We start from the raw sequence: 25,588 nt of genomic DNA on the forward strand, positions 1-25,588 counted from the left end.
GAGCGCATGTGCGTTTATTACTGATCGAGGATGACGTGGCCCTGGGAGAGGGCATCCATCAGGCCCTGAGTCGCGAAGGTTATACCGTCGACTGGGTGCAGGACGGCAGCAGCGCCTTGCATTCGTTGCTCAGTGAAACCTTCGACCTGGCGGTGCTCGACCTGGGTCTGCCACGCATGGACGGCCTGCAAGTGTTGCGGCGCTTGCGTGACAGTGGCTCCAACCTGCCGGTGCTGATCCTCACTGCCCGCGATGCCACCGAGGATCGCATCGCCGGGTTGGACGCCGGGGCCGACGATTATCTGGTCAAGCCCTTCGACCTGGCGGAGCTCAAGGCCCGGTTACGGGCCTTGTTGCGCCGCAGCGCCGGCCGCGCCCAGGCGTTGATCGAACATGCCGGCATCAGCCTGAACCCCGGTACCCAGCAAGTCAGTTACCAGGGCAAGCCGGTGGCGCTGACACCCAAGGAATATCAGCTGCTCCATGAACTGCTCTCGCCGCCGGGCCGCGTCATGACCCGCGATCATCTGATGCAGTTGCTCTACGGCTGGAGCGAGGAGGCCGAGAGCAACACGCTGGAAGTGCACATCCATCACCTGCGCAAGAAATTCTCCACCGACCTGATCCGCACCATTCGCGGTGTCGGTTACCTGGTGGAGGAGCGCCGATGAGTTCGATCCGGCGTCGTACCCTCACGTTGATTCTCGGCCTGCTGTTCCTTGGCCTGTTGATCATCACCGTATTCAACCTGCATGACAGCAACCACGAAATCGCCGAGGTCTACGATGCCCAGTTGGCGCAGAATGCCCGGCTGTTGCAGGGCGTGATGCGCATGCCGATGGCGAGCAAGGAGCACGCCGAGCTGTATCAGGCGTTCAATTCGGCGCTGGGGCAAGCGGTTCCCAGGGGCGATGGCCATCCCTATGAAAGCAAGATTGCTTTCCAAGTCTGGAACTCACAAGGTTCGGTGTTGGTTCATACCTCCAGCGCACCGTCGTTCACCTCACCGCCGGGTGCGCCCGGTTTCAGTGAGGTCGTGGACCAGAAGAACCGTAAGTGGCGAGCGTTCGTCCTGGACGACGCGCAATACGGTTTGAAGATCTGGGTGGGGGAGCGTGACGACGTGCGTGCCGACCTGGTCGACCGCATTGTTCGTCACACCGTCGTACCCAACCTGATCGGCAGCGTGGTGCTTGCTGCAGTGATCTGGCTGGCCATCGGCTGGGGGCTCAAGCCCCTGGTCGATATGGCGGCGAAGTTGCGGGCCAGGCATCCCGGCTCACTGGAACCCCTGCAAATGATGCCGCTCCCTACGGAGCTTGAGCCCATGCAGGCGGCCCTCAACCGCGTCTTGGCGCAGATCCAGGAGGTGATGGGCCGTGAGCGGCGTTTCATTGCCGACGCCGCCCATGAGATGCGTACGCCCTTGGCCGTTCTGCGGGTGCATGCACAGAACCTGATGGAGGCGGGGAGCGAGCAAAGCCGTCGCGAGTCCCTGGAACACCTGATCGCTGGCGTCGATCGCACCACGCGTTTGGTCAATCAACTGCTGACCATGGCGCGGCTCGAACCGCAGGCAGGTGTTCCGACGCCTGCGGTCATCGACCTGCCCACCACGGTTCGTGCGAGCCTGGTTCAACTGACGCCCTGGTTGTTGAGCAAGGGGCTCGAGCCGGTGCTGGATGTCAGCGACGACATCGGCCCGGTTCGAATCGACCCGGTGGCCATCGACATCGCCTTGAACAACCTGGTGACCAACGCGGCCAATTTTTCCCCGGCCAACGGCACGATCACCGTACGCCTGGCCAGGAAGGGCGATCACTACGAGCTGTCCGTCGAAGACCAGGGGCCGGGTATCGATGAGGCCGAGCGTGAGCGTCTCTTCGAACGGTTCTACAGCCGCGGCAATGACCAGGGGGCGGGGTTGGGGCTGACGATCGTGCGCACCATCGCGGATCGTCTGGGAGGGCGCATTCGCTTGGAAAATCGCACCGAGGGTGGGCTGTGCGCGACCTTGGAAATAGGGCGCTTTTAAATGACGTTCCCGGCGCTTGCTCCCGCTGGGCTGCGGTGTAGGAGCTGCCGAAGGCTGCGATCTTTTGATCTTTCGCTTGGGACTCAAGTGTCATGGGAAAGATCGCAGCCTCGCTTCGCTCGGCAGCTCCTACAAGCGGGAGCAAGCTCCCTCGCCACGGATTTATCTACTTTCTTACTGTGAGCGGGGCATAACGGTGAATTCACGATCAGCGGTTGCGCCGGGTTTCCAGCGCGGTGAACAACAACATGCCCGCCAACATGGCCAGCATGAACACAAAGGCTTGCCAGTGTCCGGTCAGCAGGATGGCCACGGCAGGGCCAGGGCAGATGCCGGCGATGCCCCAGCCGATACCAAACACCAGGCTGCCGCCGATCAGGCGTGGGTCCAGTTCTCGCGTGACCGGCAACTGCATGGGGCTGCCCAGCAGCGACTGAGTCTGTTGGCGCGCCCAGGCCAGGGGGGCGATGGCGGTGCCAATCGCCCCGATCATCACCAACGCCAGGGAGGGATCCCAGGCGCCGGCCAGGTCCAGGAAACCCAACACTTTTTTCGGGTTGGTCATGCCTGCCAGGAGCAGTCCTAAGCCAAAGAGCAGGCCAGCGATGAATGCCGTCAGTTTGCGCATGTTCAAATCCCCATCACGTGACGCAGGACAAATACCGTAGTGAAACCACTGAGCATGAAACACGCCGTGGCGACCATCGAGCGCGGTGAAAGGCGCGATAGGCCACACACGCCATGGCCACTGGTGCAGCCCGAACCGTAGCGAGTGCCGACACCCACCAACAGGCCCGCGACAGTGAGGCCGAACCAGCCGTTCTGGAACTCGATCGTCGGCAAGCTGGCAAACACGCCCCATAACAGCGGCGCGACGAGCAGGCCCAGGAGAAACAGGGCCTTCTCGCCCAGCCCTTCGCTGCCACGCTGCAGCAGGCTGCCGATCAGCCCACTGATGCCGGCGATCCGGCCGTTGGCAACCACGAACAGGCTGGCCGCCAAGCCAATCAACATGCCGCCGGCCAGGGATGACCACGGCGTAAAGTTGAGCCAGTCAATATTCATCAGCGTTCTCCGCCACACATCGATGATTTTCCACCCGGTTTTTCAACCCAGGACCTTTACCAGCAGGGCGATCGCTACCAGCGTCGACACCAGGGCGAAGCCTCTTTGCAGATAGGGTTCCGGCAACCTGGCGGCGACCAGGCGTCCGCCGAGCATGCCGACGATGGCCCCGATGGAAAAGGGTAGCGCTATTGGCCATTGCAGGTGGCCCATCGCCGAACTCGCCAGCACCCCTGACATGGAAACCAAAGCGATGACGGTCAGCGACGTGGCGAGCACCGACTGCGTAGTCAAATTGGTGTACCGCTGGAGCGCCGGAACCATGACGAAACCACCGCCCACGCCGAGCAGCCCGGAAAGCACCCCGGCGACCATGCCCGAAGCCGTGAGCGCCCACGCGCAAGGGCCGGTCCAATTCAGCTTGCCGCGATTTTCGTCCAGGACACAGGGCGGCGGTTTGCGCGTGGTGGATGCCTTTGCCCAGGCATGAGAGGGCAGTGATTTTTGCAATGCCCGGAACGCCACGTACATCAGCAACAAGGCAAACAGGATCGTCAACGGACGGTTGGGCGTGCGCTGCGCCAACCAAAGGCCCAGCGGCGAGCATATGACCCCCGCACTGGCCGTCACCAGTGCAGCCTTGTAGCGCACGATGCCGTTGCGCAGGCCCATCACGGCGCCCAGGGTGGCGGCCAGGCCCACCGCAAGCAAACCAATGGGCCCGGCTTCGGCCATGCTCAAACCCACGCCAAAAACCAGGAACGGGACGGCCAGTATGCCGCCGCCGGCACCGGTCAGCGCCAGGATCACGCCCACCGTAAAGCCCAGTACCAGGACTGTGATCATCTCGGTCCCCTGGCGGTGAGGTTTGATTTCATAGGTCCGCCAATTCAGGTTTCGCCAGCCATTCGCGGCCCTTGAGCATGGCTTTCCAGTACAGCGGAGGAAGAATTCGCTCTTTAAGTAGCCAGGCGAGTCTTGAAGGCCGAGTACCGTCGATCAGCCAGGACGGGAAGCTGGGGGCGAGCTTGCCGCCGTAGGTGAATTCAGCGAGAACGACCTTGCCCCGTTCCACGGTCAGCGGGCAGGAACCGTAGCCGTCGTAATGGGCGCTACCCTTGGCCTTGCCCATGGCCGCCAGCACATTGTGGGCGACCACGGGTGCCTGCTTGCGCGCCGCCGCTGCGGTTTTTGCGTTGCTGGTATTGGTCGCATCGCCCAATGCGTGAATATTCGCCCAGGTCTTATGCCGCAAGCTGTCGGGATCGACATTGATCCAGCCCGCCCCATCGGCCAGAGGGCTTACGCGGATAAAATCCGGCGCAACCTGCGGAGGTACCACATGCAGCAGGTCGAAGTCGTGCGTCACCAGGTGAGTACTGCCATCGGCCTTGACGCAGCTGAAGGTCGCCGTTTGTGCCGGTCCATCGACAGACGTCAGCGTACTGCCGAAATTCAGATCGATTCCATAGGCGTGGACGTACTCCATCAGGGCCGGCACGTAGTCGGGAACGCCGAACAGGACTGTCCCGGCGCTGCAGAAGTCGATCTCGATATCGCCGAGTACCTCTTGGCGTCTCCAGTGGTCGGCGCACAGGTACATCGCTTTTTGAGGGGCCCCGGCGCATTTGATCGGCATGGGGGGCTGCGTGAAAATCGCCCGGCCACTGCGCAGTTGCTGCACCTGTTCCCAAGTGTAGGGGGCCAGGTGGTACAGATAGTTCGAGGTGACGCCGTTGCGCCCCAGTGTCTGCGGTAAGCCTTCTATGGCATGCCAATCCAGTTTGAGGCCCGGGCACACGATCAACTGCTCGTAGCGGACCACGCGGCATCCATCGAGAATAATGGCATCGTTTTCAGGTTCGAAAGCAGCGACAGCCGCTTTGATCCAATGCACGCCCCGGGGAATGGTCGCGCCCATCGTGTGGGCCGTTTTGTGCGCGTCGAAGACGCCACCGCCGACGAGGGTCCAGCCGGGTTGGTAATAATGCACATCCGCCGGGTCGATAATGGCAATGTCCAGGCCCGGCTCGCGGGCCAACAGGCTTGAAGCTGCCGCGATGCCCGCCGCGCCGCCGCCGACAATGACCACCGCATGCCGGGCTTCGGCGACGCCAACGGGCGTGCGTCCCTCGTTGGCAATTCTGCGAATGACGCCTTTCATGTCGAAGCCGGCTTTGCTGGCTGTTTCGACAATCCGTGGCAAGGGCTGCTGGCCGGCCTGGGACAGTGCCCACATCGTGGTCGAGCGCATGCCGGAGCGGCAATACGCCAACACGGGCTTGGGCAAGGACTCGAACAATTTGCCGAAGGCAACGCCCTGTTCATCGGTCACCTTGCCGGACTCTGCAGCGAGGTAGTGCGCTTCGATGCCCATTGTTTGTGCCGCACGCTGGATGTCGGCAAACAAAGGTTGATCGCTGCCTTCACCATCAGGGCGGTTACAGATGATGGCGCGAAAGCCGCCGGTTTTGATCTCACTCATTTGGTCGGGATGGATCTGCCCTGATATCGAGAGGCCGGACGCAAGGTGGCGGATGTCCATGACTGTCTCCGTGATGACTGTTTTCTTATGGGCGCGGGGCGTCAGAGCTGATTGAGCGGGATTTTCAGGTAGCGCGTGCCGTTCGATTCCGGCTCCGGGAAATGCCCGGCCCGCATGTTGACCTGGACCGATGGCAGGATGAGCGTCGGCATGTCCAGCGAGGCATCGCGCTGGGTGCGCATCGTCACGAATGCTTCTTCACTGATGCCGTTACGGACGTGGACATTGTCGGCACGTTGCTCGGCGACGGTGCTGGAAAATTGCACCTCGCGGCCTCCGGGTTGGTAATCGTGACAGGTGTAGAGGAGGGTGTTGGCCGGCAGGCTCAAGACCTTGTTGATGGATCGGAACAAGGTATGCGCGTTGCCACCGGGGAAGTCACACCGTGCGGTACCGTAGTCGGGCATGAACAAGGTGTCGCCGACGAATGCCGCCGTTTCCTGGCCGTGGCTGATGACATACGTCATGCAGGCGGGTGTGTGGCCCGGTGTGTGGAGCGCACGGCATTGCAGCGTTCCGACGGTGAACGACTCGTCATTGACGAACAGATGGTCGAACTGACTGCCATCGCGGGGCATCTCCCCACCGGTGTTGAACAGCGTGCCAAAGACTTCTTGCACGGCGGTGATCTGGCTGCCGATCCCTATCGTGCCGCCGAGTTTTTCCTTCAGGTACGGGGCGGCGGTGAGGTGGTCGGCATGAACGTGGGTTTCAAGAATCCATTCGACCTTCGCCCCCAGTTCGATCACCCGGGTCATCAGCTTGTCGGCCGAGGTGGTTGTGGTACGGCCTGATTCGGGATCGTAATCCAGGACGCTGTCGATCAATGCGCACTGGCGGGTCGTTTCGTCCAGCACCAGGTAGCTGACAGTGTGGGTCTCAGGATCGAAAAATCCTTCGACGTAGGGTTTTACGGTCATGAACGGTCTCCTTCGGGCTCTCATCGAGCTGCTTGAAGAACAGACACAGCAATAATGCTGCCATGTGGATGTGGTGTCTGTTTTTATGGCTAACCATATGATTTTATGGGTTTAAACTGATAAGTATCGATCGGGCATTTTCCGCGGTCCCGACAATTAAACTGCCATTGGCAGTGTTTATTGGCATAGTGGCAGTGTCACCCTTGCTGAATGAATCACTGGAGCCGCGATGACACACAGCCTGCCGCCCACCCAAGACCTGCTTGCGCATCCAGACCAGGTGCAGTCCCTGGTCTCGTTTCTGGAGCACGAGCCCCAGCCGATGATCGTCCTCGATCCCGATTACAACATCCTGGCGGCGAACACGGCTTACCTGCGTCAGTTTGGCAGCGCCGACAAACCTTTCATTGGCCACAAGTGTTATCGGATTTCCCACCACTACGATGTGCCTTGTGACCAGGCCGGTGAGCACTGTCCGATGAAAAAGGCCAGGGAGATGCGCAGCCCGGATCGGGTCTTGCACATTCATCACACACCGCGCGGGCCCGAACACGTCGACGTGGAGCTGCGCCCGATCCTGAATGAGCATGGCGTCATCACCGCTTATGTGGAACGTCTTACCCAGGTGCGTAGCGCATCGGCCCGGCCCAGTAACGAGGGGCTGGTGGGCAGTTCGCCGGCCTTTAATCAGGCGCTGTTGGAACTGCAGCGGGTAGCGCCCTCGACGTTACCGGTCCTGTTGCTGGGAGAGTCCGGCACCGGCAAGGAGCTGTTTGCCCGCGCCGTCCATGAAACCAGTGAACGGGCCGCGGGGCCTTTTGTGGTGGTCGATTGCTCCGGGCTGACCGAAACCTTGTTCGAGAGTGAACTGTTCGGCCACGAGAAGGGCGCATTTACCGGCGCCACCCTGCGCAAGGTGGGCCTGGTAGAGACGGCCCAGGGTGGTACGCTGTTTCTCGATGAGATAGGCGATGTTCCCCTGGCCATGCAGGTGAAACTGTTGCGATTGATCGAGTCTGGAACCTATCGCCGTGTCGGCAGTGTGGAAACCCTGCACGCGGATTTCAGGTTGGTGGCCGCGACCCATAAGCCGTTGGAGAAAATGCTCGAGAAAGGCGAGTTCAGGCAGGACTTGTACTACCGCATCAGCGTTTTTCCCATCCATCTGCCGCCCTTGCGGCATCGCCTTGAAGACATCGGCTTGTTGGTGGATTCGTTCCTGCAACGTTCCGGGATCGGTAAGCGTCGGCTGACCATCGATCCCGAAGCGCTGATGCAATTGCAGCGTTTTTCCTGGCCGGGCAATATCCGCGAGCTGCGCAATGTCCTGGAAAGGGCTGCGCTGTTTGCCGATGACGGTGTCATTCACGCCTTGCATCTGCCCGCGACGCCCGTGGCGTTGTCCGCCCCAGCCTTGACGCCTGCGCCCGATAGCAGGGACCTTGGACAGCTCGTGGCTACTTTCAAAGGCACCCGCCGTGAACTGGCCAGGCATCTGGGCGTGAGTGAACGCACGTTATACAGGCGGTTGAAGGAGCAGGGCCTGGCCTGATCGCCGGGAGACAGAGCTAGCGAGCTGGCGTGCCCATGTGTTCCTGGTGCTGCATCATCTGCTCCATCATCATTTGTTGCATGCCCATGTAGTTGTCCATCATGTACTGGTGCTGCTTCATCTGCTCAGGCGTCATCTGGGAATAGTGGTTGCCCATTTGTTTCCAACCCATCATCGGGCCGTGCCCCTTCATGTGGCCGCCCATCATGCCGCCGCCCATCATCCCATTCATCATCTGCATGCCTTGCTGCATCATGGCCTGGTGATTCTGCATGAGTTTCTGACGTTGCGCCGGATCGGTGGTTTTCTGGATCAGGCTCATTTGCTCCTGCATTTTTTCCAGGTTTTCCTGGGCCTTCGCCATCTGCTGGTCAAATTGTTCAATGCTCATCGATGGCGGCGTCGGCTTGGCGGCGTCGGTGGCTTGCTGGGCAAAGGTCAGCGTGGGGAAAAGCACCGCGGTCAGGGCGAGGGCGGCGAGTCTGGATGCATTCATGGTTCAGGTCCTTGCGGGGTGGGTGGCAGGGAATGCCGGGCCGGACTTCGGCGATGTCCAGCCCGACTTGCTCATTGACACAGGCCTGCCTTCAACCCATCTGCTGCGGCGCAATCACCCACACGCTGCAGGGCATCTTGTACAGCAGGCCTTCCACGGTGCTGCCGATCAGCTTGTCCAGGCTGCCGTAGCGCACGCGGCCCATGACGATGACATCAATGTCATTGGACGCGGCGTAGCTCGCCAACACTTTGGCCGGGTCACCCATGATCATGCGTCGCTGGTCCGGGGCGATGCCATTGCGTTCGGCCAGTGCATCGAAGGCCGCGCCTTGGGACTCGTAGAGCTGACGGGCCAGGGTCGAGGAGAAGAACATCGAACCGTTGCCAAAACCGTATTCAGCGGCGGTAATGGACGAAAGGTCATAGGCGTAGATGACTTCCAGCGTCGCGTCGCAGCTGCTGGCCAGCTTGTTGGCTTCGCTCAGGATCCGGTCATTGAGGCCTTCGTAGCGTCCGTCCTGATGGAACGGGTCGATGGCGGCCAGAATCTTGCGCGGGCGGGCGTGGGTGACCTTGTTGACGAAGTGCAGCGGAACTTCGCATTCGCGCAGCAGATGCACGTCCAGCGGCGTGAACATCAGTCGGGAAAACCACGACTCAGGGTCCACCGACTTGATCAGCGCATCCATCGGCGCTTCCTTGAGGTGGACCAGGATCTCCTGCAAGGGGCGCTCGACCCACGTCACTTCTGTCGTGACCTCGATACCGAGGTTGCGCAGGGGCCTGGCCTGTTCTTCCAGCCACTGCCGATGGCGCTCGATGTAGCCCAGGCGCATCTGCTCCAGCGCCTGCTCGTTGACCAGGCCGGCCGTGGCCAGGCCTTCGAGGTAGTCAAAAGCGACGATGTGCAGCGCCGCGCCTTCGGCCCTGGCCAGTGCGGCGGCCCGGTCGAACGCCGGGCTGTGCTCCATCAGTGGCGAGACGACCAGCATCAAGCGTGATTGCGTAGACATGACAAACCTCCCGGGCAAGGACCTGTTGGCGCCGGGCGATGTTTCGCGCGGCGTGGTGTCTGTCATCGATCATGAGCGTCATGGAGCCCGGTAACTTGATTTGCATCAAACACGCTGCAAAGCGTTGCATCGAAGACGGCAGCGGCGAGGCAATCGCGCTATGTTTGAGCATGATCAGTCGCCCCAGGGCGCCAGAGAGCCGTAACCATGACTGAAACCCTGGCCTTCGCCAATGCCGCCGCCGCGCTGGGAATCGGCCTGCTGGTGGGGCTTGAGCGCGAACGGCGCAAAGGCGAGGGCGACCGGCGCGACTTCGCCGGCCTGCGCACCTTCGCCATCACGTCCGTGCTCGGCTACCTGGCGGCCCAGGCGGGCGGTCCCTTGTTGCTGGGGGGCATGACCCTTGCCCTGGGCGCCTTGGTTACCGTGGCCTATTGGCGAAACCTCGACAAGGACCCGGGGATTACCAGCGAGGTGGCATTATTCGCGGTATTGGCACTGGGTGCGCTCTGTGCGAGCGCCCCAGGCCTGGCGACCGCGATTGGGGTGGTGATGGCCGGGCTGCTCGCCAGCCGCCAGGCGTTGCACCACTTTGCCCGCAACCAATTGACGGCCACCGAGATGCGCGATGGCCTAGTGCTGTTGATCGCCGCGCTGGTCGTGCTACCGCTGGCGCCGGATCGCTTCCTCGGGCCTTATGACGCCATCAACCTGCGCAACCTGGGCACGCTCACCGTCATGCTGATGGCGGTGGGGGCGCTGGGGCATGTCGCGGTTAGGACCCTGGGGACCCGCTACGGCTACGCCCTCAGTGCGATTGCCTCAGGATTCGCCTCCGCCACAGTCACGGTCGCGACCATGGGTGGTATCGCGGCCAAAGAGCCGATCAATCTCAAGGTGGTGAGCGCCGCGGCGGTGTTATCCAACCTGGCGACGGTGGTTCAAATGGGCCTGATTCTCGCGGCCGTGGACCCCGCGCTGCTGCGTTGGATGTGGGGGCCGTTGGTGTGCGGGATGCTGATGGTATTGCTCTATGCCGGCGTGCTGATGTTTCCCCGGCCAAGGGCGCGGGCCGATGAAACCATCAAGCACGGCGGCGCCTTCAGCCTCAAGCTGGCGGTGACGATGGTCCTGGCGATGACCGCTATCACCGTCCTCTCGTCGGCAATGCTCGATGCGTTTGGCCAGGCCGGGGTGACCGTCACCGCGATTTTCAGTGGCTTGCTCGACGCCCATGCCTCGACAGCCTCCATCGCTTCCCTGGCCAAGGGCGGGTTGTTGCCCTTCGACGGCGTCGCCGTGCCGGTCCTGATGGCGCTGAGCAGCAACTCCCTGAGCAAGTGCGTGGTAGCGTGGCTCAGTGGCGGGCGAAGGTTCGCCGGGTATGTGATTCCCGGCCAGGTGCTGGTCACGCTGGCGATGTGGGCGGGGCTGTTGCTCCCGAGTTTGTCAGCCTGAATGAATGATGGCTGTTTGATGAAGATCAAGTCCTGTTTCTGGCAGGCGTCCATTCTGGAACCCTCAATCCTTTAAGTGGCTGTCGCCACGTGCCGAGGTGTTCCATGTCTCAGACTCAACGTTTGTTGCTAGTGGCGCCCGACGCCATGATCCGTACGCCGGCGTTCGACCGGGCCACCGAGTTGGCCCTGGCGCTGGACCTGCCCCTGCACATCGTGGCGTTCGACTACCTGGAGGTGCTCTCGGTGGCCGGTCTGTTCGCCCCGGACCAGGTCAAGCAAGCGCGTGAGGGCTATCTGCAAACCCATCGGCATTGGCTGTGGCAACAGGCCGAACTGGCGCGCCGGCACGGCGTCGAGGTGACCAGCGAGGTGGTTTGGAGCAAGGATGCCTTCCAAGCCTTGCAGCAATACGTCAAGGAGATGCCGATTGCGTTGATCATCAAGGACGCGCAGCCGGAACCGGCGATGAAGCGGGTGTTTTTCACGCCCCTGGACTGGCGCTTGCTGCGCGACTGCCCGGTGCCAGTGCATCTGGTCACGGATTCGCGTAACCCCCGGCCTCGGCGGGTCCTGGCGATTGTCGATGTGCTGCGCAGCGAGGAGCAGGACCTGGTGTTCAATGACCAGATCGTCGACGCCGCGGTCAAACTGGCGGAACAATGCAACGCCCAGGTCGAGTTGCTGCACGCCTTCGACTGGACGGCGGTCTACGCCTCGGACATGGGCATGGGTGCGCTGCCCTTGGCCACCGGGCTCTATGAAGCGTTGGGCCAGGCACAACATGAGGTGTTCGAGTCCCTGGCCGAGCGGCATGGGGTCGCACCGCAGCAGCGCCACTTCATCGAAGGGGCGCCGCTGAACAGCATTTGCACGTTCGCCACCGATCACCAGATCGATGTCATCGTCATGGGTACCACGGCACATCGTGGCCTGGACAAGCGCCTGGGCACCACCGCCGAGCTGCTGCTGCAACGGGCGCCTTGCAGCGTGTTGGCGATCAAGCCGCAAGTGTGATTGGAGCAACGCTGCGCGAGGCCATGTCAAGGCCTCGCGCAGCGTCCGGAGCTAAAGGTAGAGCCGGTGGATGACCTGCCGGGTGTCATCAGGATCGCTGTGGGTTTCAAAACCCAGGCTATGGGCCAAGTCCCGCATCGGGGCATTGCTGGCGGCATCGACGGAGTACATCTGGCGGTAGCCGTTTTTACGCGCGGTGTCGATCAGGTGCTCCATCAACAACGTCCCCAGCCCCAGGTGTTGCCAAGGGTCAGCGACGGTCACCGCAGACTCGCATTCGTGTTCCTGGGTCGCGCAATAGCGACTGACCCCGATCTCGATCAACTCGCCGTTGTCATGGACCAGGGCGATGTAGGCCATGCGCGTCTTGCAGTCGACATCCATCAACTGATCGAGCAGCGCCGCGCCCGGCTCATTGATCTGCGCCAGGAAGCGCATGTGCCGAGACTCCGGTGACAGGCGCATGATGAAGTCGTATTCGCGCTGGCGATCCTGGTCCCTGAGCGGGCGGATCAAGACATGCCGGCCGTCCTTGAGTGCCTGGATCCAGTGTTTGCCACTGATGCTGGCATACAGGGCAGCGGCGCGTTCGTTGTGGTCTTTGACAGTGAGCATGGTGCGATCCTCCCTCGGATGTGCACGTGCGGTGCGATAAAAAGCTGCGCATTCGATACCGTTCTACGCCCGCCATGGCGATCGATTCTGATCTGGATCAGTGCCCGCGTATTCGTCCGTCGATTGTCCTGCCTTTGATTCAGATCAAACCGTCCGGGGCCTTGATGGGCGCACGCTGAAGATCGCGTCGGAAAAGGCCGATGCAAGGTTCTGGATTTCGTGTGGGCAATCCGATGGAGGTGTGCGATGGGGCAATACCAGCGTCTGCTATTGATCGTCGAACCTGATCTGCACCCCTGCGCAGCGATGCGCAGGGCCTGTGCCCTGGCCCGGGCCAGCGGCGCGGCGCTGCATTTGTGCGCGTTCGTCCAGCCACCGGCGCGCACCCACTTATGGGGTGAAAAAATCGATGAAGCGAGTGTGCAGCGCTATCTGCACCGCTACCGTCGCTGGATGGTGGAGGAGGCGGCGCTGCTCAAGGAGGAAGGCCTGGATGTGACGACTCACGTGGTGTGGACCCTTCATCCGTTGCTGGACATCCTGCGCTACGTCGAGCAGTTCCAGCCTGACCTGCTGATCAAGGACGTCACCCTCGAACCGTTGCTCAAACGCGTGTTTGCAACACCCCTTGACTGTCATTTGTTGCGCGACTGTCCGGTGCCGGTGCACCTGGTCAACCAGGCGGTGCACGGCTTGCCGCGCCGGGTCGTGGCGGCGGTGGACCCCTCGGACCCCGAGGCCAATGCGTTGAACGAGCGCATCGTCCAGACGGCCACCGCGCTGGCCCGGCAATGCGACGCCTCGTTGCATCTGTTGTACGCCTGCGACCTGTCGCCGGCCTTCAATGGCGAAGCCTCGTTGCTGGCCGGGGCTTGGGATGATGACTTTGCCGACGCCCTGCGCGAATCGCTGCATGCGGCGTTTATCAGCCTGGCCGAGCGCTGTGGCGTACCGGCGGAACGTCGGCACTTTGTCGTTGGCCTGCCGGTGCCGGTCATCCAGGAGTTCATCGACGAATTCGAGGCCGACGTGGTGGTGATGGGCACGGTGCATCGCGCCGGGCTTGAGCGTTTGCTTGGCAGCACGACAGAACGTGCCTTGTACTCGGTGCCGGGCAGTGTGCTGGCGGTCAAGGGATGAGTACCGCCACGTTGCGCGGTCCGGCGCTCCAGGGCTTGGTTTGCCTGGACTGAGGGAGGGCAGATTGCAGACTCGCACCTACAGGGGATTTTCTGTGATCGCCGGACTTGTGCTCACCACGACTCCATGTGGGAGCGAGATTGCTCGCGAAGGGGCCGGCAGCTTCAACGATGCATCACAGTTCCGCATGACGATGGCAACCGGCGACTTTTTGCTTGAGACCGGGTAAATCCAGAATCGTGACATTGCGCCCATGCATGTCTACCAGTTCTTCCTGGCGCAGGTGGGCGATGCCCCTGCAGATGGTTTCCAGGCGCAGACCCAGGTAGGAGCCGATGGCCTCGCGGCTCATGCGCAGGACAAATTCCCTGGAGGAATAACCACGCATGTTAAGCCGTTGGGAGAGGTTCAATAGAAACGCCGCCAGGCGTTCGTCGGCGTTCATGTTGCCGAGCATCAACAACATGCTGTGGTCGCGCACGATTTCCCGGCTCAGGAGCTTGTTCAGGTTGTGCTGCAACGACGGTAAGTCGTGGGCCAGTTTTTCCAGGAGGTTGAAAGGCAGCGGGCAGACTTCGCTGTCTTCCAGGGCAATGGCATTACAGGCGTAGTGATCGGTACTGATAGCGTCCAGGCCAAGCATTTCGCCTTGCATCTGGAAACCGGTGACCTGTTCGCGACCGTCTACCGAAAGGACGCTGGTCTTGAAGAAACCCAATCTCACGGCATACAACGAGCGCAGCGGGTCGCCGGTGCGATACAGCGCTGCGCCTTTCTTGACCTTCACCCGCTGGGCGATCAGCGTGTCGAGGCGCTCGACTTCACCGCCCGTCAGGCCAATGGGTAGGCACAGTTCAAGCACGCTGCAGTTCGAGCAAGCAGCCTTGAGGGAGTGCACGTGTAGAAGTCGGGCTTCGGGCTCGAGCACAGGGATGAACTCCTTTGAGTGAACCAAGCATAGAAGAACTATCCCATTGCGCCTTTTTTTCTCGGCTAAAGCCATACCCTCGGTCGATTCGTCGTCAAGCTGGGGCAGTAAATGGGTTATTTCGCTAGGTGTCAGCTTTATGCGGGAAGTTCGCTCCACAATGTTTCTGTATTTTTGAAGCCGTATTGTTTTGCCGTGATTCGTTCAATGATCTTTTCGCTTGAGGTCGGCTCACTCAAGTCGATGATCGAGGGGGTGACGTAGGTGTTTAAAGAGGTGGAGAAGAAGGTATTTACTTTTGGGTTCAATAACGAACATGGGTTCTGCTCAGTGACCACGCCGATAGCGCCGCCGCTGAGGCGAACGATGGAGCCAACCGGATAAATACCGACTGACTTCACAAAGGCCTGGAATACCGTTTTATCGAAATGTCGATTCCATCCCGACATTTTTTGAATGGCAATGGCGGGGGACCAGGCTTCGTTGTAGGGGCGATCCGATGTGACTGCGTCATAGACATCGCAAATGGCCGCCATGCGGGAAAAGAGGCTTATCTGCTCACCGATCAACCGATCTGGATAGCCAGACCCGTCCACTTTTTCGTGATGATGCAGGCACACGTCAATCACCGCTTCGCACAGTGGTGTCGAGGTTCGCAATATTTGCGCGCCTAGCCGCGGGTGTTGACGAATGACTGCGAATTCATCATCGGTCAGTTTTCCCGGCTTGTTAATAATGATACCGGGAATGGCCATCTTGCCAATGTCATGCAATAAACCCGCAAGTCCAGCTTGATGAACAAGCTCTTCAGGAAAATCCAGTTGTTGAGCCACGGCAATCATCAGGGCGCTGACGGCGACTGAATGCATATACGTGTATTCAGTCGCCGTTTTAAGTCGGGCCAGGCTGATGAAAGCACTTGGGTGACGCATGATTGAACGGGCTATATCGTCGACGAGTTTATCCGCTTGGTCGATGGAAATGGCACGCCCCATTCGTGCATCACTGAACATCGCAACGACTGCCGACTTCGATTGGAGACAGAGTTTCCTCGCCGTGATCAACTCTTCGTTCAGCGTCGTAGAACTTACCTGGATATTGGCAATAGCAGCCTTATTGATCGAGGGGCAATTTCCATCATTTACCTGCGGGTCCAGGGAATGGGAGGCGTGCGAGGTGTCTTGATGAGAGAGTTGACCGTTCCAATAGGGGGACTCGGAACGTGAGCGACAGGGCTCGATAGTGCTATTTATGCAACGTTCGTCGGTTTCTTTATCGTTCGACATGGCCTTTACTCTTTTGGAGTCGCGGCGTCCCTTTTACTCAGGACGTCCTTGGCTTTGTTTTCAGCATTCCCGGAGTGGCGCTTGCTTGAGCATAGGGGAGTATGCGCCGTTATGATTGATATCACAGTGATGTCATTGTAATCCGCTTTGTATAGGTCTGTACCTGTTTTGTACAAGGTTGCCAGGCGCGGATCGCGCCAACCTTTGGGCAATGAGGGCCGTCAAAGAAGTCGCAGCGCGGCCGCCGGGCGCTTGATCGGTAGGAACGGTGCAAATTCTTCAGGGGGCAGGGTTTCCCTTCCCAATAGCAGACGGCCCCCGGTGTCCAGATCGGCCCGGCGACTTTCGAGCAAGGTCTTGGCGCGTTGATAGGCTTCATCGAGCAACGCACGGATGCCCAGGTCGATTTCCCTGGCCGTTTGCTCCGAATAATCTTTCTCGCCGATGTCCTGCAGGCGTTCGCCCAAGCAGGTGGCACTTTTACGCTCCAGCACGGCCTGGCCCATTTCCGGCAGGTTCTTTCTGCGCGATTCAGAAATGACTAAGGTTGACTTCAATGTCTGCACGTTGAGCCAGGTTGATCATTTCCTCTACCCGTTCGGCGTCAACGATAAACCCGCAGTAATCGTCATCCCCTGTATCCAGGTGAAGGTATCGCCTACCGAACCGGAGCAGCCATTCATCAAAATCGTCAAGCACCTGCGTCATCGACACGCCGCTATGCACGTAGGTGTAGGGCTCATTTATGCCGTTGGCCTTGGTTAGATAGGGCGCCAGGTACTCAAATCCGTCGTAGCCTTTCCAATCGACACTCAACAGCACGAGATACTCGAGTTTTTGCCCCCTTGCATCCTCAAGCAATCCCTCCGACAGGGCGCTGGAGGCTTCGAATCCCACGGCGAATTTACGCATGATGCGCTTGACTAGCCTGGCGTTCTCTTTTTCCGGAACCCGTGCCAACAGCGTCTGGGCGAAAGTTTTAAGGGCCTGTTCCTGCTCTTGATTCTGGCAAGGTCGAAGCTCTTTCATGATCGCAGCAGCGCTGAGGTCGGTTTCATCGGGCGCTGGCATGCTAAAACGTCCACCAAATAAACGATCAAAGATCCCCATGCTATTCGACTGCCTCTATCGTCCATCTGACATGCGATCTCGGCCCTCTGAGTTCCGTCGCTACAAACATCCCGTATGTCTCCAGGTAAGCATGGACAGTGATTTCTTCGCTGGCGTAATCAATGCGCTTGCAACTGAGCTCCTTGGCATTGCCGATTAAAGCTGGATGATAGGCACTGGCTGGTTTCTGCGATTGCACTTCACAGCTGAATTGTTCTACGACGGGGCGGCGGTTTCCCGCGCGGGGATAGTAAGGCGGTCGCTCAGTCGAATATTGCAGAATGGCACCTACTGGCATGTTGGCCCAGTCGCCCTCGAATGTGAGGATGTTGAGTGTGTTATCCCGAAAGCTGAATCCATCGTTGCTGCGTCGAAACTCACTATGTGCAAGGTCGATCAAGTCACGGAAACTGACGATCACCCGCTGTCCTCACTCGTCTTTGGATCGTTGAGTCAATTGTTTTCCCGTTTCGCCCGGGAGATAGGTGTAGTCATAAACTTTCTGTTTTGTCGTCGAATCCTGGCGTACCACGCGCAGATGCTGAATGCTTTTCTGCGGTTCAGGCATATTCAACGCTTCGATGGATTTCAAGACAGGAGCGGCAGGCGTTGGCGCAGGTAACTCGAATGAGGACTGGATACGCCTTTCATAGGGTTTGTATTGGCCCTGGGATTTCGGGCTGCCACAGGCTGCCTCAAACAGTGGGCGCTCCTCCACCGGCAGGCTTTTTAAAGCGATGGTTTCTGGTTCCGTGTTCACGCGTCCACCGAGCACGCGGTGCTCTTTATCAATGTAAAAGGAACTCAATTCGGTGAGTTGCTGCAATGAGCAGTTAGCGAGCCACCGTTGTTGGATTTGTCCATAGAGAAGGTCGGCTCTGGGCACTCTTGCCTCGGAGGGTAATACGCGAGCGCTCCAAAAAGTCACCTCATCGCGTTGTGCCTTCAGGCTGGCGCGATCCAACAGCTGCCAATCCCCCTGTTCCGGCGCTGTCAACATTCGCCAATCCGGCGGTGCCGTCTGGGCACACACTTGTTTGAGCTGCGCACTTTGCAGGTATTGGGGCATTTGTTGGGCAGGCAGCTGCCAAGACTCTTCGGTCTTTCCTCGTGGGTCGATGGAGAATCTCTTCATCCCCCCTTTGACCTTGTAAGCCATCTGCGCTTGAGGCCGAACGCAATCAGCATCGAATCGCGCCATGAAGTCCAACGCCTGAGCCGCGGGTGACGCCACCATATAGGTCACCCGATCTCCATCGCGAATGATGGAGTTTGGCAAAGGGGCCTCGGCCAAGGCTTGGTTGAAGACAGTGAGCCCTTCCAAGTCCACGGCAGGGGTGGCTTGGCTGACGGGTGCTGGTGCGGTCGCCTGGCATCCGCAAAGGAGCAGCGCAGTGATGAGCGCTGACGAAAGGCTGGAGCGGTGAAGCGTGGCATCCATGCGCGTGTACTTTAATCGATTGTGGAGCGTGGCATGGTAGCAGGGGGCGTAGGCCGAAACACTGCCGGGGAGAAGTTTCAGAACCCCAGCCGGCCGAGCCTTTACCGGCGTCGCAAAAAGCATTTCAGTCAAGACATGGGACTTTTCTATCAGGAACAGTGGACGTCAGAATAATACGAACTGCCATCACCACCCCCACCAGCACGCCAGCAAGACCTGACGCTTCTAGAAGCGTTGGCAGCCGGTGATGAAACAACAAGCCCAGTAGTGTGGCAAATAGTGATTCCAGGGATATCAACTGCCCGGAAAGCACCATGGGAAGGCGACGGGACGCCGCATTCCACGCCCAGGCCCCGATGACGGACGACATCAGCGCAATCACAAGACCCCAGGTATACAAGTGTCCCGCCAGGGAAACACTGAAACCCAGGCTTGGCAGCTTGAGAAGATCAAACGCTTGCGCCGCCGGTAACAAGCACAAGGTGCCGATCCCTGCGCCGACCATCATGAGGCCGGTCCAGGCCCCCGAAGCGCTGGCCGACAGGTTGACCAAGGCGCCCTGGTTCAACCAACTGAATACGAGCCACAAGAGCACCGCACCGATCGAGAAAAACACGCCCGTCAACCATGAACCGTCGTCGCTCAGGGGCTGCTGGATGCTGCTGATGTTCGACAGCAATAGCCCTCCCGTTAAAAAAGCCAGGGGTATCGCCAGCCTTCGCCATGGAAGGGTTTTGTGGGTGGCATTGCCGAGCAGTGCTTGCAAGACCGGCACCATGCCAATAAACGCCGGGGTCAGTACCGGCCCGGCAAACATGACGCCTGCGGCAATGCAACTGCTGTAACCGAGGTACCCGATGACTCCCAGGCTTGCGCCAAGCAGCAGTTGGCTGCGGCGCAGGTGCCGAAGCTGGGTTCGATAGCCCACCACGACAGCCATACCCAGCGCCCCGGCGATCAGGAACCGTATGATCATCAGATCGTGGATCGTGTAGGCACCGACGACGTAAGGCGCAATGAAATTCAACGCCCAGCTCAGTGTCGCGACGACGGCAAGGCTCACGCCGGCGAGGGTGTTCGAGTAGGCATTGGGCATTCATGCATATCCTTAAGGCATTGAGCTCATGTTGCACAGCGTCGCAGCTATGCTACAAACGAGTTCTCGGCCCTGGATGCATTACCTCTGATTATGAATACCCTTGGAAAGTCATTGCCGCCGCTGGCCAGCTTGTTGCCCTTCGAAGCTGCTGCGCGCTTGGAAAGTTTTTCCAAGGCCGCCGAGGAACTGCACATCACCCAAGCGGCGATCAGTCGGCAGATCCGTGGGCTCGAAGAGGACCTGGGGCTGAAGCTTTTCTGCCGTCGTAACCGCGCCGTCTTCCTGACCCCACAAGGGCGTGAGTTGGGACGTGTGGTGAGTAACGCGTTGCAAAGTATCAGTGCCAGTGCTGTCAGCCTTCGTCAATCGCCAGGTAAAAATCGCGTCGTTTTGCTGTGCCAATTATGCGAAGCGTTCTACTGGTTGATGCCGCGGCTCTCGACGTTCCACCAGCGATACCCGGAAATCGAGATCCAGGTGGCCACATCCACCGGGCCGCTGACTGAGTTCAATGAGCATTTTGACGTGGCCCTGCAAAGCACAGGACGGCCCAGCGGCGTCCATGGCTTGATGTTTACCGCCGCTGATGAAGTGTTTCCCGTATGCAGTCCTCATTACCTGCGTACCCACGAAGTGTTGCAAGTCCGAGACCTGAAGTCCCACACCCTTTTGCACTATCACGCTACGCCGCCTCATTGGATGCAGTGGGGTGCCTGGTTCCAGGCGTTTGGACTGTCGCTCGACGACGCTCCCAAGGGCTCGGTGTTCGATAGCTATCCCTTGATGCTCCAGGCGGCGGTCGAGGGGCATGGCATCGCGTTGGGGTGGCGGCGCACCGCCCAAGGGCTGCTTGAGAGCGGTGCGTTGGTGAGACCTTGCGTAGAAAGCGTCCCTTTGCCTGATGCGATATCGGTATTCAGCCGGCCGGGCGGGGAAGGTCGGGTTGAGGTGGGCGCACTGCTCGACTGGCTTGAAGGTGAATTGGGAAGTGATAGCCAGGCCGGCTTCGGCCAGTCGCGGTTAAACCGGTGAAGCCACCATGACGGATAAAGTTTTGGGTATCCATTGTGGCAGGGTCAGAACGGCCCCAGCTTGAGGGGGTACTGGATGACGATATACAGCCGGTCGATGTCATCGCCGCCCTGACTGCTATTGGCGCGATGGGTGACATGGGACAGTTGCAACGACAGGTCCTTGGCCGGGCCTGACTGCACGATGTAGTGCAGGTCCAGGTCGCGCTCCCAATGGCGTCCGCCAGCGCCTTGTTGCGGACTGTAAGTACCGGTGTCGCTATCGAACGGGTTGTAGGCACCGCCTTGGGGAGCATGGCTGCCGTCTATCCCGCGTCCAGTCACATAGCGGGCCATGAAGCTCAGGCCGGGGATGCCCAAGGTGCCCAGGTCAAGGTCGTAGCGCGCTTGCCATGAGCGCTCGCCCGGGCCGTTGAAGTCGGCATATTTGATCGAGTTGGCCAGGTAGATGGAGTCGCCGCCGACGAAATCGAAGGGCGTGTTGCCGTTGATTTTCTGATAGGCCAGGGTGAACGCCTGGGCATTGAGCCGGTATTTGCCACTCAGGCTATAGGCCGTGGTGTCGATGGTCCCGGCGTTGGCCTTGCCATAGTCGCGGGTGTGATACAGGTTGCCGTCAAGGAACAGTTCGCCAAGGGTGGTATGCAGGTTGGCATAGTACTGGCGCCAGGTATCGCTCAGTTCAGAGGCGTAGAGCGCGCCGCCCAGGGCTTGGCCGGTGAGCAGGTCGGCGCCGATGAAGTCGATGGCGCCGTGGCGCGTCGTCGCCCCATACCCGGAAAAATCACCCTTGCGGGTCGAGGCGTCCTGATTCTTGAACGCACTGAAGTGGCCCGCCTGCAGGTCGACTCCTTCGAACTCGCGGCTGGAGAGCAGCAGGCCGCTGGCGTATTCGGGTTGCAGGCGCTTGTCTGCGGTGTCGAATACCGGGCTCTGCACGGTCATTTCGCCGACCGCCAGGGTGGTGCGTGAGGTGTTGAGTTTCAGCGCGCCGCCCGCACTGGAGTAGTGGTCCTCGCTTCGCCCGTTCTCATCCAGCGGCAATAATCCCGTTCCGGAGTGCCCCTTGCCTCCGTCCAGTTTCAACCCCAGGAACGCGTGGGCATCAATGCCTATGCCGATCGTGCCGGGGGTGAAGCCGGACTCGAACGAGGCGATGAAGCCCTGGGCCCATTCCTGTTTGTAGCTTTTGCCTGCCGGGGTTGGGGTGCGATAGTCATTGTTGAGGTAGAAGTTGCGGCTGAGGACTTGCAGCGTTGCCCCGTCGAGAAAGCCAGGCGTGCTTTGCGCGAGTTCCGCTGCCATTGCCGGTGCGGCGCTGCCGGTGAGCAGGGCAAGCAGCCAGAGCGGTTTCAGGGCGACGGTTGAGGGGTGTGGTGCAGGCAACATGCTTCATTTCCATGTGAAATTGGGCGGGCGAAGGAGGGCTTTCGCGCCAGGAAGACAAGAGCTTCATTCTTGGGCGTGGGACGCGCGCGCGCGAGTTAAACGTTGTTAATTGCGTTCAGCTGTTTTGGCCCTATCGCGAGCAAGCTTTGCTCCCACAGGGGCAGCGTTCAGGTGCAACACCGGACGCTGCACTCACTCAGCACATGGCTGCAAGGTTTGCGCTGTGAGGTGGGTGCATGATGACCTCCGGCTGGTGCGTGAGTGGTCGTTCTTCTGACTCAACACCCGAGCGTCGGCGTCAGCGCGTTTGGACCTGAGCCTGCAACTGTCCGCCGACTATGGATATTTCCTTGAACTGCAAACCGTCGCGCACGACGAACAATGCGTCCATCCCGCGTTCTTGTGCCAGGCGGGGGCCTTGGGTTTCGCCCAGTACCATCAGCGCTGTGGCCCAGGCGTCGGCGAGCATGCATGAAGTCGACACCACCGTGACGGCTGCGAGCGGGTTGCACAGGGGGGCGCCGGTGGCTGGGTTCATCGTGTGGGCGTAGGACTGCCCCCTGACGTCGACCCAATGTCGGTAATCCCCGGAGGTGGCGATGGCGGCGTCGCTGAGTTCCATCACCCCCATGACCTCACGCACGCCTCGACGGGGCTTTTCCATGGCCACGACCCAAGGCTGCCCATCAGGTTTGCTGCCGCGCGCGCGCATCTCGCCGTCGATGCCTACCAGGTAGCGTGTGATGCCAAACCTGTCCAGGCAGCGGGCCAGCTCATCGACACCAAAACCTTTGGCAATGCCGTTCAAGTTGAGGTTAAGCGGTGCCTGTTTGCGCACCTGGTTGCGTTGTGAATCAACGACCAGCGCTGCACAAGTCGAGCGTCGAGTGGGCGCAGGCAATCTATCGAGCGCCGGTTCGGTGATGGACAGCTCGCCGGGACCGAAGCCCCAGGCGTCCACCAGATCACCAACGGCGATGTCGAAGGCGCCGCCCGATTGCTGGCTGACGCGCAGCGCAGCAGACAATACCGTGGTCAGTTCCTCGGGCAGCGCTATCCATTCCTGCAACGGTGCGTTGTTGAGGCGATTGAGATCCGAATCGGCTTTCCAGGTCGACATTTGCTGGTCCACCCGGCCCACGGCGTGCGCCAGGCTGTGACTGATCGGGTGGGTGTCGAGTTCGGTCTCGGCATAGAACAGGGCGGTATAGCGCGAGCCCATGGTTTCGCCGCTCAGGCTGTAGCGCTGCAATTCAGTAGACGTCTTCACGATAGCGTCCTTGTGCCTTGAGGGTCCGCACATTCAGATTGAGGGGAGCCAGCACTTCATCCAGCGCCAGCATCACGCCCTTGGCCATTTCGCGACCGCCACATACCAACACCTGGGCGCCTTTCTCAATCAGTCGGCGCAACATCAGGGCGTCGCTGATCAGCCGGTCTTGCACGTAGGAACGGTCCATGACCTGGGAAAAGGCCGCGTGCAATGCCGTCAAGCGACGGTCAGCCAGGTAATGGTTGAGCTCGGCTTCGTAGAGGAAGTCCGAGGCCGGGTTACGCCCGCCCCAATACAAGTGCATGGGGTGGTGGGCCTTGTTGTTCCGGATAAAACCGGCCAGCGGGCCGATGCCGGTACCGGCGCCGATCAGGATCACTGGGTGCGTCCCCGACGCTGGGCGAAATTGTGGGTTCGTTTGGATAAAGGCGTCGATGGTCGCCCCGATCTCCATGCTGTGAAGGAATGATGAGCACAGACCGCCTTTGTGTTTGCGTACGCAGATCTCCAGCACGCCGTCCTGTGAGCTGCTGGCCAGCGAGTAGAACCGAGGGAGGGGGTTGCCAGGGGGCAGGATGCCGACCAGATCACCGGCTTCAAAGGCCGGTAATGTTCCTGAGGCTTTGAACCGCAGCACGTGGGTGGGCGCGCCGACCTGTTCACCATAGGCAATGCGCTCGGCCAGCACCAGTTGATGGGTGCGTGGCGGCTGTGCGGTGTGGATCAGCGTCAAGTCATGCCCCAGCACCTCACCCACGGCGTGACCCCAGCGAGCGAATTCCTGGGAGGATTGGCGGTTGATGGTTTCCAGGCCGATCAACGGCGTGCCACCGGCCTGCAACAAGGCGTCCTGCACCTGGTGGGCAAACTGGCAGAACTGGGCAAACTGCCGGTCACCAAAACCCAGCACGGCAAACGGCTGGCCAGGTTTCAGGCCGGCTTCGGCCAGCCGTGCCAGGAACTGCGAAGCCGAGGCCGGGGCATTGCCGTCACCGTGGGTCGCGGTGAGGATGAACACGCGTTGAGCGTTGCCGTAGTCGTTGGCGTATTGATTCATTGCCGCGCTGTGAACGTGATGGCCGGCTTGATGCAAGGCTTCATGCAAGGTGTTGGCAAAGCCCCAGGTGCTGTTGGTTTCGCTGCCGACCAGGATAACGGTGTCGGCGGATTGCGCTGCGCTGTTGTGGCGGATATTCGGCCCGGCCTGGCGGCGACGCCACCAGATCAGGATGCCGGTGATGCTCATCACTGGCACGCCGAGGGCACAGAGGCCCAGCAACAGGCCCAGCCACCAGAGCCCTTCACCGGTGTGCAACTGATAGATCAACTCGTAGACGTTGCGCATCGAGTCGTGAGCTTGATAGGACAACAGGGCGCCGCTGACCGGGTCCACGTAGCCGTCGCCCTGGGCCGTGCGCAGGGAAAACACGTCTTGCGGATTATTCGGGCTGGGATAGACGAGCTCGCGCAGATCAGTCAGATCGGTGGCCTGCAAAGCTTGCAGGCTCGCCACGGGCGAGGCCGAGCCTGCGCTGATGTGGTCGGGGAATGCCGGCTCGCTCTGACTGCCATCAGCGATGAAGTCGAAGGTCGTGGCGCACATATAGAGCCCGCTCAGTGCCGATAACAGCAGCCCAAGCAACGCTAAGCGACCGACCTCAGCGTGCCAGCGCTGGCTGAAGTTGCCCCGCAGTGGACGCAGCAGGTTGCGCCAGCCGCCGACCCGCCGGACCAGCAACAGCGCCCCGGACACCAACAGCATCAGCATGACCAGCGCGCCGGCCCCCGCGACCCCATGGCCCAGCGAACCCAGGAACAGCGAGCGGTGCAGGTCTTTCATCCAGCGAGAGAAGGTGCCGGGCTCGTACGGTGCCAAGCCTTGACCGGTCAGTGGGTCGACTTCTTCGGCACCGACCTGGCCGTCACGGTTGTAGTAGACGATGACCGTGCCGGACGCCGTACGCTGGATCTGCTCCACCGCTGGAAAGTGCTCGGCGACGCGTCCCGCCAACTGGGCGACATTGACCTGCCCGAGCGCAGTGGACGTGTTGTTCAGGCGTTCAAGGGCCGGATCGACAGACAATATCGCGCCGCTGACGGCCAGTAGCATGACCAAAAGGGCGGCAATCAAACCGGGTAGGGCGTGGAGCTGGCGAAGCATGTTCGGCCTCCGC

General features: G+C 60.4%; 24 protein-coding genes and 1 pseudogene. 7 read left to right on the forward strand and 18 right to left on the reverse strand.

All coding sequences use genetic code 11. From position 1 onward, the window contains the following. Positions 1–8: 8 nt before the first annotated feature. Both LOY50_RS12605 and LOY50_RS12610 read left to right on the forward strand, forming a co-directional pair. The gene (locus LOY50_RS12605) at positions 9–671 is read left to right on the forward strand and encodes a response regulator (RefSeq protein WP_003201124.1); all 663 of its coding nucleotides are present in this window, start codon (positions 9–11) and stop codon (positions 669–671) included. Beyond that, positions 668–2,035, forward strand: a complete 1,368-nt coding sequence (locus LOY50_RS12610; protein WP_258691018.1) for an ATP-binding protein — start codon at positions 668–670, stop codon at positions 2,033–2,035. Before LOY50_RS12605 ends, LOY50_RS12610 begins: the two co-directional genes overlap by 4 nt. Positions 2,036–2,243: 208 nt before the next feature. On the opposite strand, the gene LOY50_RS12615 is transcribed toward LOY50_RS12610, so the two are convergent. Genes LOY50_RS12615 through LOY50_RS12635 form a run of 5 tightly spaced genes read right to left on the reverse strand, consistent with a single transcriptional unit; the run spans position 2,244 to position 6,565 of the window. Beyond that, the gene (locus tag LOY50_RS12615) at positions 2,244–2,663 is read right to left on the reverse strand and encodes a DUF6691 family protein (RefSeq protein WP_258691019.1); all 420 of its coding nucleotides are present in this window, start codon (positions 2,661–2,663) and stop codon (positions 2,244–2,246) included. 2 nt (positions 2,664–2,665) lie between these two features. Continuing rightward, a complete protein-coding gene (locus tag LOY50_RS12620; RefSeq protein ID WP_253474052.1) occupies positions 2,666–3,100 on the reverse strand; it encodes a YeeE/YedE family protein in 435 nt (144 codons plus the stop codon). A gap of 42 nt (positions 3,101–3,142) precedes the next feature. Then, a complete protein-coding gene (locus tag LOY50_RS12625) occupies positions 3,143–3,946 on the reverse strand; it encodes a sulfite exporter TauE/SafE family protein (RefSeq protein WP_258691020.1) in 804 nt (267 codons plus the stop codon). A gap of 28 nt (positions 3,947–3,974) precedes the next feature. Beyond that, complete coding sequence (locus LOY50_RS12630; protein WP_258691021.1) at positions 3,975–5,645, reverse strand: bifunctional protein tyrosine phosphatase family protein/NAD(P)/FAD-dependent oxidoreductase; 1,671 nt, start codon at positions 5,643–5,645, stop codon at positions 3,975–3,977. Between the two features lie 41 nt (positions 5,646–5,686). After that, positions 5,687–6,565, reverse strand: a complete 879-nt coding sequence (locus LOY50_RS12635) for an MBL fold metallo-hydrolase (protein ID WP_258691022.1) — start codon at positions 6,563–6,565, stop codon at positions 5,687–5,689. Between the two features lie 229 nt (positions 6,566–6,794). On the opposite strand from LOY50_RS12635, the gene LOY50_RS12640 reads away from it, so the two are divergent. After that, positions 6,795–8,117 carry a sigma-54-dependent Fis family transcriptional regulator gene (locus LOY50_RS12640; protein WP_253474060.1) on the forward strand — a complete coding sequence of 441 codons (1,323 nt, stop codon included), beginning with the start codon at positions 6,795–6,797 and terminating at the stop codon, positions 8,115–8,117. A gap of 16 nt (positions 8,118–8,133) precedes the next feature. Here LOY50_RS12640 and LOY50_RS12645 read toward each other — a convergent pair whose 3' ends face one another. Next, positions 8,134–8,613: a hypothetical protein gene (locus tag LOY50_RS12645; protein WP_214511779.1), complete on the reverse strand. Its 480-nt coding sequence runs from the start codon at positions 8,611–8,613 to the stop codon at positions 8,134–8,136. Positions 8,614–8,704: 91 nt separating this feature from the next. After that, positions 8,705–9,628: a universal stress protein gene (locus LOY50_RS12650; protein WP_258691023.1), complete on the reverse strand. Its 924-nt coding sequence runs from the start codon at positions 9,626–9,628 to the stop codon at positions 8,705–8,707. Positions 9,629–9,835: 207 nt separating this feature from the next. Here LOY50_RS12650 and LOY50_RS12655 point away from each other — a divergent pair, with 207 nt between their 5' ends. Beyond that, the gene (locus tag LOY50_RS12655; protein ID WP_258691024.1) at positions 9,836–11,086 is read left to right on the forward strand and encodes a DUF4010 domain-containing protein; all 1,251 of its coding nucleotides are present in this window, start codon (positions 9,836–9,838) and stop codon (positions 11,084–11,086) included. Between the two features lie 104 nt (positions 11,087–11,190). Then, positions 11,191–12,102 (forward strand): universal stress protein, encoded by a 912-nt coding sequence (locus LOY50_RS12660; protein WP_258691025.1) that lies wholly within the window; start codon positions 11,191–11,193, stop codon positions 12,100–12,102. Positions 12,103–12,153: 51 nt separating this feature from the next. Here LOY50_RS12660 and LOY50_RS12665 read toward each other — a convergent pair whose 3' ends face one another. Then, positions 12,154–12,717, reverse strand: a complete 564-nt coding sequence (locus LOY50_RS12665; protein WP_018602132.1) for a GNAT family N-acetyltransferase — start codon at positions 12,715–12,717, stop codon at positions 12,154–12,156. 246 nt (positions 12,718–12,963) lie between these two features. Here LOY50_RS12665 and LOY50_RS12670 point away from each other — a divergent pair, with 246 nt between their 5' ends. Continuing rightward, positions 12,964–13,857, forward strand: a complete 894-nt coding sequence (locus LOY50_RS12670) for a universal stress protein (RefSeq protein WP_253474071.1) — start codon at positions 12,964–12,966, stop codon at positions 13,855–13,857. Between the two features lie 175 nt (positions 13,858–14,032). Here LOY50_RS12670 and fnr read toward each other — a convergent pair whose 3' ends face one another. The 7 genes and pseudogenes from fnr to LOY50_RS12705 form a co-directional block, all read right to left on the reverse strand. Next, positions 14,033–14,785 (reverse strand): fumarate/nitrate reduction transcriptional regulator Fnr, encoded by a 753-nt coding sequence (gene fnr, locus LOY50_RS12675; RefSeq protein WP_018602135.1) that lies wholly within the window; start codon positions 14,783–14,785, stop codon positions 14,033–14,035. 137 nt (positions 14,786–14,922) lie between these two features. Next, positions 14,923–16,071 (reverse strand): HD-GYP domain-containing protein, encoded by a 1,149-nt coding sequence (locus tag LOY50_RS12680; RefSeq protein WP_309475810.1) that lies wholly within the window; start codon positions 16,069–16,071, stop codon positions 14,923–14,925. Positions 16,072–16,292: 221 nt separating this feature from the next. Then, positions 16,293–16,580 (reverse strand): annotated as a pseudogene (locus LOY50_RS12685) (cell division protein FtsH); the annotation flags it as partial. 22 nt (positions 16,581–16,602) lie between these two features. Beyond that, the gene (locus LOY50_RS12690) at positions 16,603–17,142 is read right to left on the reverse strand and encodes a hypothetical protein (RefSeq protein ID WP_309475811.1); all 540 of its coding nucleotides are present in this window, start codon (positions 17,140–17,142) and stop codon (positions 16,603–16,605) included. Positions 17,143–17,182: 40 nt separating this feature from the next. Beyond that, on the reverse strand, positions 17,183–17,602 hold the full coding sequence (locus tag LOY50_RS12695) for a hypothetical protein (RefSeq protein ID WP_258691027.1): 420 nt from the start codon (positions 17,600–17,602) through the stop codon (positions 17,183–17,185). A gap of 9 nt (positions 17,603–17,611) precedes the next feature. Beyond that, positions 17,612–18,622: a hypothetical protein gene (locus LOY50_RS12700; RefSeq protein ID WP_258691028.1), complete on the reverse strand. Its 1,011-nt coding sequence runs from the start codon at positions 18,620–18,622 to the stop codon at positions 17,612–17,614. 124 nt (positions 18,623–18,746) lie between these two features. After that, on the reverse strand, positions 18,747–19,718 hold the full coding sequence (locus LOY50_RS12705; protein ID WP_258691029.1) for a DMT family transporter: 972 nt from the start codon (positions 19,716–19,718) through the stop codon (positions 18,747–18,749). A gap of 93 nt (positions 19,719–19,811) precedes the next feature. Here LOY50_RS12705 and LOY50_RS12710 point away from each other — a divergent pair, with 93 nt between their 5' ends. After that, the gene (locus tag LOY50_RS12710) at positions 19,812–20,753 is read left to right on the forward strand and encodes a LysR substrate-binding domain-containing protein (RefSeq protein ID WP_258691030.1); all 942 of its coding nucleotides are present in this window, start codon (positions 19,812–19,814) and stop codon (positions 20,751–20,753) included. Positions 20,754–20,797: 44 nt separating this feature from the next. Here the strand turns inward: LOY50_RS12710 and LOY50_RS12715 are convergent, their stop codons facing one another. From LOY50_RS12715 to LOY50_RS12725, 3 genes are all read right to left on the reverse strand, one after another. After that, entirely contained in the window at positions 20,798–22,141 is a 1,344-nt protein-coding gene (locus LOY50_RS12715) for an OprD family porin (RefSeq protein WP_258691031.1), read from the reverse strand. Positions 22,142–22,439: 298 nt separating this feature from the next. Beyond that, positions 22,440–23,411, reverse strand: coding sequence for an FAD:protein FMN transferase (locus LOY50_RS12720; protein ID WP_258691032.1), 972 nt, complete (start codon positions 23,409–23,411; stop codon positions 22,440–22,442). Further along, complete coding sequence (locus LOY50_RS12725) at positions 23,395–25,575, reverse strand: PepSY domain-containing protein (protein WP_258691033.1); 2,181 nt, start codon at positions 25,573–25,575, stop codon at positions 23,395–23,397. The genes LOY50_RS12720 and LOY50_RS12725 overlap by 17 nt, the downstream gene beginning before the upstream one ends. Positions 25,576–25,588: the final 13 nt, after the last annotated feature.

The sequence above is a fragment of the Pseudomonas sp. B21-010 genome, from assembly GCF_024749325.1.
GTDB classification, from domain to species: Bacteria; Pseudomonadota; Gammaproteobacteria; order Pseudomonadales; family Pseudomonadaceae; genus Aquipseudomonas; species Aquipseudomonas kilonensis.